The organism is Kitasatospora sp. NPDC002522, from assembly GCF_053595195.1.
In genome coordinates, this window is sequence record NZ_JBSFXE010000005.1 from 202,998 (window position 1) to 216,372 (window position 13,375).

Consider the following 13,375-nt stretch of genomic DNA (forward strand, 5'->3'; position numbering starts at 1 on the left):
CGGCCCGTGGCGGGCCCGGCGGTGGTGGGGACGGGGATCCGGGGGGACGTCAGGCGGGTAGCCCGACGGCCCGTTCGCCGCTGCGGCGCTGCTGGATGACCACCGCGGCCACCAGCAGGGCGCCCTGGGCGACGTTCTGCCAGAAGGAGTTGATGCCCTGCACGGTGAGGCCGTTCTCCAGCGCGCCGAGCAGGGCGACGGCCAGCAGGGTGCCGCCGACGCCGCCCTTGCCGCCCTTGAGCGCGCAGCCGCCGAGGGCGGCCGCGGTGATCGCCTTCAGCTCGAGGCCCTCGCTGCCCGAGGTGGGCTGGCCGCTGCCGGTACGGGCGGTGAGCAGCACGCCGGCAACGGCGGCGACCACGCCGATCAGGCCGTAGACGGCGATCAGGTACTTGTTGATGCTGATGCCGGCGAGGCGGGCGGCGGTGTCGTTGCCGCCGACGGCGTAGAGGTTGCGGCCCAGGTCGGTGTACTTCAGCAGCACGTGCACGGCGAGCGCGACCAGGATCAGCAGCCACACCATCACGGGGAGTCCGCCGATCTTCCCGCGGCCGAGGAAGACGAAGACGTCGTCGCCGAGCACGTAGCCCTGGGCCCGGCCGTCGGAGAGCAGTTGGGCGAGGCCCTTGTAGGCGGCGAGGCCGGCCAGGGTGGCGATGGTGGGGTTGACCCGGCCGTAGACGATGACCGCGCCGTTCAGCAGGCCGACCAGCAGGCCGACGCCGAGCGCCGCCGCGATGCCCGCGAAGGCGTTGGAGCCGGCGGAGGTGAAGGCCATCGCGGAGACCACGGAGGCCACTCCGGCCTGCGAGCCGACCGAGATGTCCAGGCCGCCGCAGATGATGACCACCGTCTGCACCACGGCGAGCAGGCCGGTGATGGTCGCGGCTTCCGCGATGACCTGGAGGTTGGTCAGGCTGAGGTAGTTGTCGTTCAGGGTGCCGAAGACGGCGAGGACGGCGATCAGGGCGCCGATCAGGCTGAGGTTCTGCCCGCCGAGGGCGGCGAGCGGGCGGCCGCGGCGGGCGGCGCGGGCGGACCGGGCGGCCTCGGACCGGGTCGGCGGGCTGGACAGGGTGGTCATGCGGGCTCTCCTTGCGCGGGGACGGCAGTGGCGTGGGGGCGGAGGTCGTCGGCCATGGCGAGTTGCAGGACCGCCTCCTCGGTGGCCGCGGAGCGGTCGAGCTCGCCGGTGATCCGGCCGTCCTGCATGACCACGATCCGGTCGGCCAGGCCGAGCAGTTCGGGCAGTTCGGAGGAGATCACCAGCAGGGCCACGCCCTGTTCGGCCAGGTCGGCGATGATCTGGTAGATCTCCGCCTTGGCGCCGACGTCGATGCCCCGGGTCGGCTCGTCGAGGATCAGCAGCGCGGGCTCGCGGGCCAGCCAGCGGGCCAGCACCACCTTCTGCTGGTTGCCGCCGGACAGGGTGCGGACCTCCTGCTCGATCGAGGGGGTGCGCACCCGCAGCCGCTCGGCGTAGCCGCGGGCCAGCTCGCGTTCGGCGGCGCGGCGTACGAAGCGCAGGCGGCGCAGCCGTCCGAGCACCGCGAGCGAGGTGTTGTCGCGGATCGAGCGGTGCAGGAACAGCGCCTGCGCCTTGCGCTCCTCGGGGGCCAGGGCCAGGCCGGCCCGGATCGCGGCGCGCGGGCCGCCGCCGGTCAGCGACCGGCCGTCGAGGGTGGCGGTGCCGGACCGGACCGGCAGGTCGCCGGCCAGCGCGAGGGCGAGTTCGGAGCGGCCCGCGCCGATCAGTCCGGCCAGGCCCACCACCTCGCCGGCGTGCACCCGCAGGTCGATGTCGCGGACCTGGTCGGTGGTCAGGCCGCGCACGTCGAGCACCAGCCGGTCGGTGGCGACCCGGCGCCGGCTGAAGGCCGAGGTCAGGTCACGGCCGACCATCAGCCGTACCAGTGCGCCCTCGTCGGTGTCGCGGGCGTCCTGGACGCCGGCGAGTTCGCCGTCGCGGAGCACCGCGATCCGGTCGGCGAGCCGGAAGATCTCCTGCATCCGGTGCGAGACGTAGACGACGGCGACGCCCTGTTCGCGCAGCCGTCCGATCAGGGCGAACAGGGCCTCGGTCTCCTGCTCGGAGAGCGAGGAGGTCGGCTCGTCGAAGGCGATCAGCTTGGCGGGGCCGGTGAGTGCCCGCAGGATCTCCACCAACTGGCGCTGGGCGGGGGTGAGTTCGGAGCCGAGCAGGTCGGGGTCGAGGACGCCGGCGAAGCCCAGGCGGTCCAGGTCGGCGCGGATGCGGCGGCGCAGTTCGGCGCGGTCCAGGCGGCGTCCGGCGCGGCGGGGCAGCGCGCCGGCGTAGACGTTCTCGGCGACCGAGACGTGCGGGATGATCTCGGGTTCCTGCGGGATGATCCGGATGCCCGCGGCCCGGGCCTCGGAGGGGGAGCGCAGGTCGATGCGGCGGCCGTCGACCAGCAGGTGGCCCTCGGTGGGGCGGTGGTCGCCGGTGAGGATCTTCAGCAGGGTGGACTTGCCGGCGCCGTTCTCGCCCATCAGCGCGGTGACGCGGCCGGCCGGGAAGTCCAGGGTGACCCCGCCGAGGGCCTGGACGGCGCCGAATCGCTTGGTCAGCCCGACCACGCCGGCCGAGGCGGGCGGGGACGCGGAGGGTACGGGTGGGGTGGTCATGGCGGGTCACCTCGGGGCGTTCGGTCGGGCGGTGGGGCCCCCGGCCCGGCAGGGGCGTGCGGGCCGGGGGTGTCGCGGGGCCGGCCCCGGTCGGGGCGGTCGGGGCCGGCCTGGCCTGGGTCAGCCGCAGCTGACGCCGGCGTCCTTCCAGCTCGTGGCGTCGACCATCTTGGTCGGGGCGAACGCCTCGGCCGGCATCTCCTTGCCGTTCTTCAGCCGGTCGTACATGGTCTGGACGGCGAGCGCGCCGACGTCCTTGCCGTTGATGAACAGCGCGGCCTTCATGCCGGTGGGCTGCCCGCTGTTCCAGTCCTTGCAGGCCAGGTAGGCGCCGAGGCCGACGCCGATCACGTCGTCCGCCTTGACCCCGGCGTTGGCCAGCGCGGTGACGCCGCCCTGCACGTTCTCGTCGTTGCAGCCCCACACCACCCAGTGCTTGACGCCCGGGTTGGCGGTGACGGTCGCGGCGACCTTGTCCTGCGCGCCGGTCGGGGTGTTGTCGGTGGCGACGTCGATGTTCTTCACCTCGGCGCCCGCGCCCGCCGCGAAGGCGTCCTTCGCCGCCTTGACCCGGTCACCGCAGACCGTGACGTCCTGCTTCCAGGCGGAGATCGTCCGGGTCTCGGCCGGGTTCCAGCCCGCCTTCCTGAACTCCGCGGCGGCGCGCTTGCCGACCTCGCCGCCCATCTGCGCGCCGGAGAAGCCGATCCGCGGCACCAGCTGCTCCTTGGCGCAGGCGGACGGGTCGGGGCCGTTGGCGCAGATCTGGTCGTCGGAGGTGAGCAGCGCGACCTTGGCGTCCCGGGCGGTCTGCACCACCTGCGGGCCGACCGCGGGGTCCGGCACCACGATGATCAGGCCGTCGGACTTCTGCGCGACGGCGGACTGCACCTCGCTGACCGTCTTGTTGGCGTCGTTGCCGAGGTTCACCACCTTCAGGTCGATGCCGAGCTCGGCGGCCTTGGCCTTGGCGCCGGCCGCCTCGCCGACGAAGTACTCCTGGTCGCCCTGCTTCTGCAGGTAGGTGATCGAGATCTTCCCGGTGACGGGCGCGACCTGGCCGTCTGCGGCGGCGCTCTGCTTCCCGGTGGAGCAGGCGGTGGCGGCCAGACCGAGGGCGAGCAGCAGGGCCGCCGGGGCGAGGGCACGGGTGGGGGAGGTTCGAGTCATGGGGATGCTCCTTGGCGCAGGAGTCTGGACCGATCGGCAGAGCGCACGAAAGTCAACAGACAACCGAACACGATCAAACGTGATGCCACAATGAGACGGGCGGCCCCGCGTCGCAGTCAAGCCACGCACCTACCTGATACCCGGTCGTGACCTACCCGTCGGTTGCTTTTCTGCTCCCACAGCCGGGCGACACTCCCCCTCGACGTCCGCCCTGACCTGCGGATTCACCAACCGGCCGGGGCGCTCGCGCCGGCCGCGGTCCGATCACGAAGCCGCATCACGAGGTGACGACGGCTTGACGCCCCGGCAACACCGGGTCAACACTCAACGCCAACGTCATGTTGGCGTAAACATCCGCCGAAAGGCCCTCCCCTTGAGCACGTCGCAGCGCACCCTCACGCCCGGCCCCTCTCGGCCACCCTCCCGCCCCGCCCCCGCCGCCGCACCGGTCCGCCGCCGGGCGCGCCGCCGCAGCAACCACGGCGGGTACGGCCTGGCGTTCTTCGCGCCGTTCCTGGTGGTGTTCGTGATCGGGGTGGCCGCACCGCTCGGCTACGCCGCCTACCTGAGCCTGTTCCAGGAGCGGCTGATCGGCGGCACGGTCTTCGTCGGCCTGGACAACTACCGGCGGGCGCTGGGCGACGAGCTGTTCCGGGCCGGCCTGTGGCGGGTGCTGCTCTTCCTGGTGGTGCAGGTCCCGGTGATGCTGGGCCTCGCGCTGGTGGCCGCGCTCGCGGTCGACAGCGGCCGGCTGCGCCGCCCGGGCCTGTTCCGGATCGGCCTGTTCATCCCGTACGCGGTGCCCGCCGTGGTCGCCTCGCTGATGTGGGGCTACCTGTACGGCGACCGGTTCGGACTGGCCGGCCAGCTGGGCGACTTCTTCGGCACCAAGCTGCCCGACCTGCTGGGCCCGTCCTGGATGCTCGCCTCCATCGGCAACGTCGTCACCTGGGAGTACACCGGCTACAACATGCTGATCCTCTACGCCGCGCTGCGCATCGTGCCGGCCGAGCTGTACGAGGCGGCGGAGCTGGACGGCGCGGGCGAGTTCCGCAAGGCGTGGAGCATCAAACTCCCCGCCGTGCGACCGGCGCTGGTGCTGGCCACGGTGTTCTCGATCATCGGCACCTTCCAGCTGTTCAACGAGCCGAACGTGCTGCAGTCGCTGGCGCCCGGCGTGGTCTCCACCAGCTACACGCCCAACATGTACGCCTACAACCTGGCCTTCAACGGCCAGCAGTTCAACTACTCGGCAGCCGTCGCCGTGGTCCTCGGCGGGGTCACCGCCGTGGTCGCCTACGCCGTGCAGCTGCGCTCGATGCGGAAGGGGACGGGCCGGTGACGACACGTCAGAACACCGCCGGCCGCCGTCGCAACCGACGCCGCGCCAGCAACACGCTCACCCTGGCCATGGCGCTGATGCTGGGCTACGCCCTGCTCCCGCTGGTGTGGCTGTTCCTGGCCAGCACCAAGGACACCGCCTCGCTGATGGACGGCTTCGGCCTGTGGTTCGGCCACGGCTTCCACCTGTTCGACAACCTGGCGGACGTGCTGAGCTACGACGGCGGGATCTACCTGCGCTGGTTCGCCAACACGCTGCTGTACGCGGTGGTCGGCGCGGGCGGCGCGGCGTTCATCGCCACCGCGGCCGGCTACGGACTCGCCAAGTACCGCTTCCGCGGGCGCACCGCGCTCTCCGCGGTGGTGCTCGGCGCGATCGCCATCCCCGGCACCGCCCTGGCCGTGCCCACCTACCTGCTGTTCAGCAAGGCCGGCCTCACCGACACGCCGTGGGCGGTGCTGCTGCCGTCCCTGGTCAGCCCGTTCGGCGTCTACCTGATGCGGGTGTACGCCGCCGAGGCGGTGCCCGACTCGATGCTCGAGGCCGCCCGCATCGACGGCGCCGGCGAGCTGCGGACCTTCTTCACCATCGCGCTGCGGCAGCTCGCCCCCGGCTTCGTCACCGTGCTGCTGTTCGCGCTGGTGGCCACCTGGAACAACTACTTCCTGCCGCTGATCGTGCTCAGCGACCCGAAGTGGTTCCCGCTGACCGTCGGCCTCAACCAGTGGAACGCGCTGGCCACCGGCGCGGCCGGCAGCGGTGCCACCACCACCGGCTTCTACCCCCTGGTCGTCACCGGGAGCCTGCTGGCGATCGTCCCGCTGGTCGTCGCCTTCCTCTTCCTCCAGCGCTTCTGGCAGTCCGGGCTGTCCGCCGGAAGCGTCAAGGAGTGATTCCCCGTCACCTCGCTCACCCCACCACCACAGCAAGGAACCCGATCATGACTCCCGCACCCGCCCGCCGCAGACTCGCGGCGCTCGTCCCGGCCGCCGCGCTGCTGCTCGGCCTGACCGCGTGCAGCTCCGGCGCCTCCCCCGCCGCCGCGCCCGGCGACGCCGCCGCGGCGCTGGACACCCCCACCACGCTGACCTTCTGGACCTGGGCGCCGAACCTCGACAAGACCGTCGCGCTGTTCGAGCAGAAGTACCCGAAGATCAAGGTCGAGATCGTCAACGCCGGCCAGTCCGCCACCGAGTACACCAAGCTGCAGACCGCCATCAAGGCCGGCAGCGGCGGCCCGGACGTCGCCCAGATCGAGTACTTCGCGCTGCCCGAGTTCGCGCTCTCCAAGCGGCTGGTGAACCTCAAGCAGTACGGCGCGGCCGACCTGGAGTCCAAGTTCACCGCCTCCGCCTGGTCGCAGGTCGCGGTCGCCGACGGCGTCTACGCGATCCCGCAGGACACCGGCCCGATGGCGATGTTCTACAACAAGAAGCTCTTCGACCAGCTCGGCCTGCAACCGCCGAAGACCTGGGCCGAGTTCGAGGCCGCCGCGATCAAGATCAAGGAGTCCGACCCGAACCGGTTCATCACCTCGATCGACCCCGGCGACGCCGGCGGCCTGGACAGCCTGATCTGGCAGGCCGGCGGCCGCCCGTTCCAGCAGAAGGACGCCACCGGCGTCGCCGTCGACCTGCAGAACCCGGGCGCGAAGAAGGTCGCCGACCTGTGGTCCTCGCTGGTCGCCCGCAAGCTGGTCGACCCGGCGCCCGGCTGGACCAACGAGTGGTGGCAGGGCATGGGCCAGGGCCGGTACGCGATGTGGATGACCGGCGCCTGGGCGCCCGGCAACATCGCCTCCACCATCCCCGACACCGCCAAGGACTGGCGGGCCGCACCGATGCCGCAGTGGGCCGCGGGCGACAACGTCTCGGCGGAGAACGGCGGTTCGGCCGTCGGCGTGCCCGCCACCAGCAAGCACCAGGCCGCCGCCGCGGCGTTCGCGATCTGGCTGAACTCCGACCCGCAGGCGGTCCGCTCGCTCAACGCGAACGGCCTCTTCCCGGCCACCACCGAGCTGCTCAAGGACCCGGCGTTCCTCGACAAGCCGCTGGACTCGCTCGGCGGCCAGCCCGCCAACCAGGTCTTCGCCGCCTCCTCCGCCGCCGTCGGCAAGGGCTGGCAGTACCTGCCCTTCCAGGTGTACGCCAACTCGGTCTTCAAGGACACCGTCGGCCAGTCGATGACCACCGGCCTGAACCCCGGCCTGACGGCCTGGCAGAAGCGCATCACCGACTACGGCACCCAGCAGGGCTTCAAGGTCACCTCCCCGTGACCCCGGGGCCGGCGCCCGCACACCCCGGGCGCCGGCCCCGCCCCCGAACCTCCCAGGAGCAGCGAACGCCATGCCCCTCCTCGACACCGCCGGCGACGAGTTCACCCTCGACGGCGCCCCGTTCCGCATCCTCTCCGGTGGACTGCACTACTTCCGGGTCCACCCCGGGCAGTGGGCCGACCGGCTCCGCAAGGCTCGGCTGATGGGCCTCAACACGGTGGAGACGTACGTCCCCTGGAACCTCCACGAGCCCCGGCCCGGCGAGTTCCGGATGGACGGCGGACTCGACCTGCCGGCCTTCCTCGACCTGGCCGCCGCCGAGGGGCTGCACGTCCTGCTGCGGCCCGGGCCGTACATCTGCGCCGAATGGGAGGGCGGCGGGCTGCCGTCCTGGCTGCTCGCCGAGCCCGGCATGCGGCTGCGCAGCATGCACCCGGCGTACCTGCGCGCCGTGGAGGCGTACTTCACCGAGCTGATCCCCCCGCTGCTGGACCGCCTCGCCACCCGCGGCGGCCCGGTGCTCGCCGTCCAGGTGGAGAACGAGTTCGGCGCGTACAGCGACCGCACCGACCACCTCGCCCAGCTCGCCGCCCTGCTGCGCCGGCTCGGCGTGGACGTCCCGCTGTTCACCTGCGACCAGCCCGGCGACCTGGTCCGCGGCTCGCTGCCCGGCACCCTGGCCACCGTCAACTTCGGCAGCCGCTCCCGCGAGGGCCTCGCCGCCCTGCGCGAACTGCAGCCCACCGGACCGCAGTTGTGCACCGAGTTCTGGAACGGCTGGTTCGACCGCTGGGGCGGCCGGCACGTGGTGCGCGACCCCGCCGGCGCGGCCCGCGAACTGGAGGAGCTGCTCGCCGCCGGAGCCTCCGTCAACCTCTACATGTTCCACGGCGGCACCAGCTTCGGCTTCACCAACGGAGCCAACGACAAGCACACCTACCGGCCCACCGTCACCTCCTACGACTACGACGCCCCGCTCGACGAGGCCGGCGACCCCACCGAGAAGTACCACGCCTTCCGCGAGGTGCTCGCCAAGTACGGTCCGCCGCCCGCCGAACCGGCCCCCGAACCCGCGCCCAAGCTGGAGCTGCCCGGCGTCGAACTCACCGAGGGCACCGCGCTGCTGGCCGAACTCCCGGTCCTCGGCACGCCGGTGCCCTCGCTGCGCCCGCTCGGCATGGAGCAGCTCGGCCAGGACTTCGGGTTCACGCTGTACAAGGCGATCCTGCCCGCCGCCGGGCCCGCGGTGCTGGAGGTCACGGAGGTCCGCGACCGCGCCCAGGTCTTCGTCGACGGACAGCCCGTCGGCGTGCTGGAACGCGAGAACCACCAGCGGGCGCTGGCCTTCCACGTCCCGCGGGCCGGCAGCGTGCTGCGCCTGCTGGTGGAGAACCAGGGCCGGGTCAACTACGGCGAAGGCCTGCACGACCGCAAGGGACTGGTCGGGCCGGTGCTGCTGAACGGCGTCGAACTCACCGGCTGGACCAGCCTGCCACTGCCCCTCACCGACCTCGACGAGCTCTCCTTCACCGCCGCCGCGGGCCCCGTCACCGGACCCGTGTTCCGCCGCGGCACCTTCCACGTCGACACCCCCGCCGACACCTTCCTCCACCTGCCCGGCTGGACCAAGGGCAACGCCTGGATCAACGGCTTCCACCTCGGCCGCTACTGGTCCCGCGGCCCGCAGCGCTCGCTCTACGTCCCCGGCCCCGTCCTGCGCCCGGGGCCGAACGAACTCACCGTCCTGGAGCTGCACGCCGCACCGCACGTCCCGACCGTCGACCTCCGCGGTCGGGCCGACCTCGGGCCGACCGAGGAGTAGCGCCGTCCGGCCCCCGCCGTAGCGCCTTCGGGCCATCGCCGCGCCCCGCCGTAGCGCCTTCGGGTCAACGCGGGGCCGGACAGGCGGTGTGAGGGGCCGCGGCGGGGAAAGAAGGGCGGCATGGCCCTTCTACCGGAATCCCTCGCCGCGGTGCTGCGCCGCAGCGCCCGGGAGCCGTTCGTCGTGCAGACCGTCCGGGCCACCGTGGCCGCCACGCTCTCGTACGTGGTGGCGACCTGGCTGAGCAGCGAACCGGTGCCGCTGACCGCGCCGCTCACCGCACTGCTGGTGGTGCAGGTGACCGTCTACTCCACCCTCAAGACCAGCATCCGCCGGGTCAACTCGGTGGTGGTCGGCGTACTGATCGCCATCGGCTTCTCCGCCGTGGTCGGCCTGTCCTGGTGGAGCCTCGGGCTCATCATCCTGGCCTCGCTGATCATCGGACGGTTCGTCAGGGTCGACGAGTTCGTCCAGGAGGTGGCGATCAGCGCGATGCTGATCCTCGGCGTCTCCCAGGTCACCGAGCAGGCCTGGGACCGGGTCCTGGAGACCCTGATCGGCGCCGCGGTCGGCCTGCTCTTCAACCTGGTCTTCGCCCCGCCCGTGTGGGTGGACACCGCCGGCGAGTCCATCGAGGACCTCGCCCGGCGGGCCCGCCAGCTCCTGCTCGACATCGCCGAGCAGCTCGGCGCCCCCACCCCCGTCGCCCGCGCCGCCGAACGCCTGCACGAGGCCCGCCGGCTCGACCAGGCCATCGCCGGCGTGGACGGCGCGCTGCGGCAGGCCGAGGACAGCCTGCGCCTCAACCCGCGGATCAGCGAGGGCCTGCTCTCCCGGCTGGTGCTGCGCACCGGCCTGGACACCCTGGAGATCTGCGTCGTGGTGATCCGGGTGATCGCCCGCTCGCTCACCGACCTGGCCAAACGCCGCGGCCCCGGCGAGCGGCTCTTCCCGCCCGAGGTGTCGCTCGCCCTGGAAGAGCTGCTCGGCCACCTCGGCGGCGCCCTGGTCTCCTTCGCGGTGCTGGTCACCACGCAGGTCAGCCGCAACGCCGAGGAGGCCGAACGCCGCCTCACCGCCGAACTCGCCGCGGCCTGGGCCAGCCGCGAGAACGTCGCCCAACTGCTGCTGCGCCGCGTCCAGGAACACCCCGAGGCCTGGCAACTGCACGGCTCCCTGCTCGCCGAGGTCGACCGCATCCTGGACGAGCTCGACCTGGAGCACCGCGGCCGCCGCCTGATGGAGGAACTCGACCGCGCCTCCGTCGCCAACCGCGAACGCTTCTCCCGCTTCGCCGGCCTGCGCCGCCTCGCCCGCGGCGAACGCCTGCGGCCCCGACGCCGCCGCCGCTCCGCCGACCAGGCGGCGTGAGCCCCGTCCTGGTCTGCCGTCCTGGTCCGGCGTCCTGGTCCGGCGTCATGATCGACCGTCTTGGTCCGCCGTCCTGATCGATCGTCTTGGTCCGCCGTCCTGGTCGACTGTTCTGATCCATCGTCCTGATCTAACGCCCTGATCCGCCGTGCTGACCGACAGTCAGTGCGAGCCGGACGGCTCGGGGCCCGGTCAGTCGGACGGATTCCGTGGTGCCCGACCCTCCGTGCCGAACGGCACCGCCACGTCGACCACGTGCTCGTCCGGCGCGGCGGTCGCCCAGTTCGGGTGGTACACCTCCCGGTCGGCCGGGCCGCGCCGGTGGCCGCGCGCCTCCACCCAGGCGGACACCGCGTGATGCGCGGCGGCCATCGCGGCAAAGCCGTCATGCCGCTTCGTCAGCTCGGTGTACGCCTCGCGCCGCGCGGGCTCGATCCGCACCCCGACCGGCCCGGCCGGCTCCAGCCGGTTCGCGGTCGGGGCGCAGACCTCGACCCGCCCGTCCGAGTCCTCGCTCACCAGCCCGTGGTACAGCACGAACACCGGCCCGGACAGGCACGCCCCCGTCGCCCCCAGGTGATCGAACAACAGCCCGGTCGCCGCCTCCAAATTCCGGGCAACTCACCTGCGGTCACCCGACGTTGGACGAACAACACCTTCTGCTCGGGCACCTCGCGCTCGGCGATCTCGTACATGCTCGCCCTCCCTCCGGTCAGTACGGCCGTGGCGTAGCCCACCGCCTCCCGGCGGGCCGCGTGCACCGACTCCTGCTCCCGCCAGTACGCGGCGAGCAGTCCCGCCGCCGTCTCGCCGTCGCCGGCCAGCACCGCCGCGATCCGGGCCAGCGGCATGCCCGCCGCCCGCAGCAGCACGATCCGCCGCGCCCGCTCGACCGCGGCCGCCCCGTACCGCCGGACCCGCGTCCGCGGATCCACCCGGGCGGGCACCAGCAGGCCGCGCTCGCCGTACAGCCGCAGGGCCTTGAGGCTCAGTCGGGTCCGCGCGGCGAGCTCGCCGACGGTGATCAGGTCTGCCCCGGTGATCCGGTCCTCGTGCACGCCGCCACTGTGCCCCCTCCCCCAGGGGCAGGGGCAACCCTTGCGGTCATGGGCAGCCTTTTCGGGTTCAGGCGAGGGTGACCAGGCGCAGGCCGCCGTCCGCCTCCAGCACCGTGCCGGTGAGGTTGGGGTTGGCGGCGACCAGTGCCACCACCTCGGCGACGTCCGCCGCAGTGGCGATCCGGCGGACGGGCAACTGGGCGGCCGCCTGGGCGAAGTACGCCTCGCGGGCGTCCTTCGGCAGGCCGTCCCACCAGGGGGTGTCGACCAGGCCGGGCGAGACCGCGTTCACCCGACGCGGGGCGAGCTCCACCGCGAGCGGCCGGACCACCGCCTCCAGCGCCCCGTTCACGGCCGCCAGTCCGGCCGTCCCCGCCATGCCGGTGCGGGCGGTGATCGCGGTGACCAGGGTGATCGACGCGTCCTCGGCCAGGTGCGGCAGCGCCGCCTGAACAGTCGTCAACTGTCCCCAGAACTTGGCGTCGAAGGCCCCGCGCAACGCGTCCAGGTCGAGCTCGGCGAAGGCTCCCGCGCCCTCCGCGCCACTCAGCGCGACCACCAGCCAGTCGATCCGACCGACCTTCGCCAGCACCGCCGCGATCTCCTCCCGGCTGCCACCGTCCGCACGGTGCCCCACCAGCTCCGGATCGCTCACCGCCACCGCCGCCAGCCGCTTCTCACTCCGCCCGACCACGTGCACCGTCGCCCCCCGACCCCGCAGCTGCCGCGCGGCGGCCAGCCCGATCCCGGAAGTCCCGCCGACGACCAGTGCGACACGCCCGTCCACGTGCGCCCGCTCCCCGTACATGTCTTCCCTCTCCCCACGCATGTCTTCCGCCTCCCCGTGCAGGTGCGCCGTCTCGCCCTGCTGGTGCGCCGCCTCACCGTGCTGGTGCGCCGCCTCGCCGTGCATGCCTGCCCTCTCCCCGTGCATGTGCACCCTCTCCCTGCGCCGTTGCGACTCGTCGCCCTCGGCGACAATTTCGAACCGTGACGTCTCGTCTCGAATTACGGTAGCGTGCTCCTCGTGACCGAGCAAGCAACCCCCGCCTCCGCTGACTCCCCCTCAACTCCCGGACGGCCCGGCCGCCGCCGCAGTGAGGAGAGCCGGCTGGCCATCCTGGCCGCCGCGTTCGAACTGCTCGGCGAGGTCGGCTACGCGGGCCTGACCATCGAGGGCATCGCCACCCGCTCCGGCACCGGCAAGCAGACGATCTACCGCTGGTGGCCGAGCAAGGCCGACGTGCTGCTGGAAGCCCTGATCGTCAAGGCCGACCTGTACATCCCGCTGCCCGACACCGGCGACCACCGCGCCGACCTGCACGCCTTCCTGTCCGCGACCTTCACCCTCGCCGCCACCCGCCCGCCGGTCGCCGACGCCCTGCGCGCGCTGATGGCCGAGGCCCAGATCGACGCGAGGTTCGGCGAACGGTTCCGCGACTCGTTGCTGCGGCCGCGCCGCGAGGCCCTCGGCACCCTGGTCGACCGCGCCCACGCCGACGGCGCCCTCGCCCCGCACCTCACCCCCGACCTCGCCGTCGACCTGGTCTTCGGCACCCTCTGGTACCGCCTGCTGGCCACCCGCGACCCACTCGACGTGACCCTGGCCGAACAGCTCACCGCCACCCTGCTGCGCGCTGCTCCCCCAGCCGGCTCCTAGCCACTCGCCCGGTCGGCCCGCCACCCCTGTT

The 13,375-nt window shown here is 72.8% G+C and carries 12 protein-coding genes; 6 read left to right on the top strand and 6 right to left on the bottom strand.

From position 1 onward, the window contains the following. Positions 1-49: 49 nt before the first annotated feature. The 3 genes from ACWD4U_RS06080 to ACWD4U_RS06090 form a co-directional block, all read right to left on the bottom strand. Positions 50-1,084 carry an ABC transporter permease gene (locus ACWD4U_RS06080; RefSeq protein WP_363459914.1) on the bottom strand — a complete coding sequence of 345 codons (1,035 nt, stop codon included), beginning with the start codon at positions 1,082-1,084 and terminating at the stop codon, positions 50-52. Beyond that, complete coding sequence (locus ACWD4U_RS06085; protein ID WP_363459913.1) at positions 1,081-2,646, bottom strand: sugar ABC transporter ATP-binding protein; 1,566 nt, start codon at positions 2,644-2,646, stop codon at positions 1,081-1,083. Before ACWD4U_RS06085 ends, ACWD4U_RS06080 begins: the two co-directional genes overlap by 4 nt. A 120-nt stretch (positions 2,647-2,766) precedes the next feature. Further along, positions 2,767-3,816: a substrate-binding domain-containing protein gene (locus ACWD4U_RS06090; protein ID WP_363459912.1), complete on the bottom strand. Its 1,050-nt coding sequence runs from the start codon at positions 3,814-3,816 to the stop codon at positions 2,767-2,769. 373 nt (positions 3,817-4,189) lie between these two features. On the opposite strand from ACWD4U_RS06090, the gene ACWD4U_RS06095 reads away from it, so the two are divergent. From ACWD4U_RS06095 to ACWD4U_RS06115, 5 genes are all read left to right on the top strand, one after another. Beyond that, positions 4,190-5,158, top strand: coding sequence for a carbohydrate ABC transporter permease (locus tag ACWD4U_RS06095; RefSeq protein ID WP_449787117.1), 969 nt, complete (start codon positions 4,190-4,192; stop codon positions 5,156-5,158). Further along, entirely contained in the window at positions 5,155-6,051 is an 897-nt protein-coding gene (locus ACWD4U_RS06100) for a carbohydrate ABC transporter permease (protein WP_363459911.1), read from the top strand. Before ACWD4U_RS06095 ends, ACWD4U_RS06100 begins: the two co-directional genes overlap by 4 nt. Positions 6,052-6,098: 47 nt before the next feature. After that, the gene (locus ACWD4U_RS06105; protein ID WP_363459910.1) at positions 6,099-7,433 is read left to right on the top strand and encodes an ABC transporter substrate-binding protein; all 1,335 of its coding nucleotides are present in this window, start codon (positions 6,099-6,101) and stop codon (positions 7,431-7,433) included. Between the two features lie 70 nt (positions 7,434-7,503). After that, positions 7,504-9,255 carry a glycoside hydrolase family 35 protein gene (locus ACWD4U_RS06110; RefSeq protein WP_363459909.1) on the top strand — a complete coding sequence of 584 codons (1,752 nt, stop codon included), beginning with the start codon at positions 7,504-7,506 and terminating at the stop codon, positions 9,253-9,255. Positions 9,256-9,375: 120 nt separating this feature from the next. Next, a complete protein-coding gene (locus ACWD4U_RS06115) occupies positions 9,376-10,626 on the top strand; it encodes an FUSC family protein (RefSeq protein ID WP_363459908.1) in 1,251 nt (416 codons plus the stop codon). 192 nt (positions 10,627-10,818) lie between these two features. On the opposite strand, the gene ACWD4U_RS06120 is transcribed toward ACWD4U_RS06115, so the two are convergent. The 3 genes from ACWD4U_RS06120 to ACWD4U_RS06130 all read right to left on the bottom strand — a co-directional run bounded on the left by ACWD4U_RS06120 (position 10,819) and on the right by ACWD4U_RS06130 (position 12,618). Further along, positions 10,819-11,145 (bottom strand): hypothetical protein, encoded by a 327-nt coding sequence (locus ACWD4U_RS06120; RefSeq protein ID WP_363459907.1) that lies wholly within the window; start codon positions 11,143-11,145, stop codon positions 10,819-10,821. Further along, a complete protein-coding gene (locus ACWD4U_RS06125; RefSeq protein WP_363459906.1) occupies positions 11,142-11,684 on the bottom strand; it encodes a MerR family transcriptional regulator in 543 nt (180 codons plus the stop codon). Before ACWD4U_RS06125 ends, ACWD4U_RS06120 begins: the two co-directional genes overlap by 4 nt. A 67-nt stretch (positions 11,685-11,751) precedes the next feature. After that, positions 11,752-12,618 (bottom strand): SDR family oxidoreductase, encoded by an 867-nt coding sequence (locus ACWD4U_RS06130; protein ID WP_363459905.1) that lies wholly within the window; start codon positions 12,616-12,618, stop codon positions 11,752-11,754. A 93-nt stretch (positions 12,619-12,711) separates the two neighbouring features. Here ACWD4U_RS06130 and ACWD4U_RS06135 point away from each other — a divergent pair, with 93 nt between their 5' ends. Continuing rightward, positions 12,712-13,344, top strand: coding sequence for a TetR/AcrR family transcriptional regulator (locus ACWD4U_RS06135; RefSeq protein WP_363459904.1), 633 nt, complete (start codon positions 12,712-12,714; stop codon positions 13,342-13,344). Positions 13,345-13,375 lie beyond the last annotated feature (31 nt).

Coding starts and splice junctions, on each gene's coding strand:
- ACWD4U_RS06105 (WP_363459910.1), top strand. CDS start 6,099: ATGACTCCCGCACCCGCCCGCCGCAGACTCGCGGCGCTCGTCCCGGCC.
- ACWD4U_RS06090 (WP_363459912.1), bottom strand. CDS start 3,816: ATGACTCGAACCTCCCCCACCCGTGCCCTCGCCCCGGCGGCCCTGCTG.
- ACWD4U_RS06110 (WP_363459909.1), top strand. CDS start 7,504: ATGCCCCTCCTCGACACCGCCGGCGACGAGTTCACCCTCGACGGCGCC.
- ACWD4U_RS06130 (WP_363459905.1), bottom strand. CDS start 12,618: ATGCACGGGGAGAGGGCAGGCATGCACGGCGAGGCGGCGCACCAGCAC.
- ACWD4U_RS06085 (WP_363459913.1), bottom strand. CDS start 2,646: ATGACCACCCCACCCGTACCCTCCGCGTCCCCGCCCGCCTCGGCCGGC.
- ACWD4U_RS06115 (WP_363459908.1), top strand. CDS start 9,376: ATGGCCCTTCTACCGGAATCCCTCGCCGCGGTGCTGCGCCGCAGCGCC.
- ACWD4U_RS06080 (WP_363459914.1), bottom strand. CDS start 1,084: ATGACCACCCTGTCCAGCCCGCCGACCCGGTCCGAGGCCGCCCGGTCC.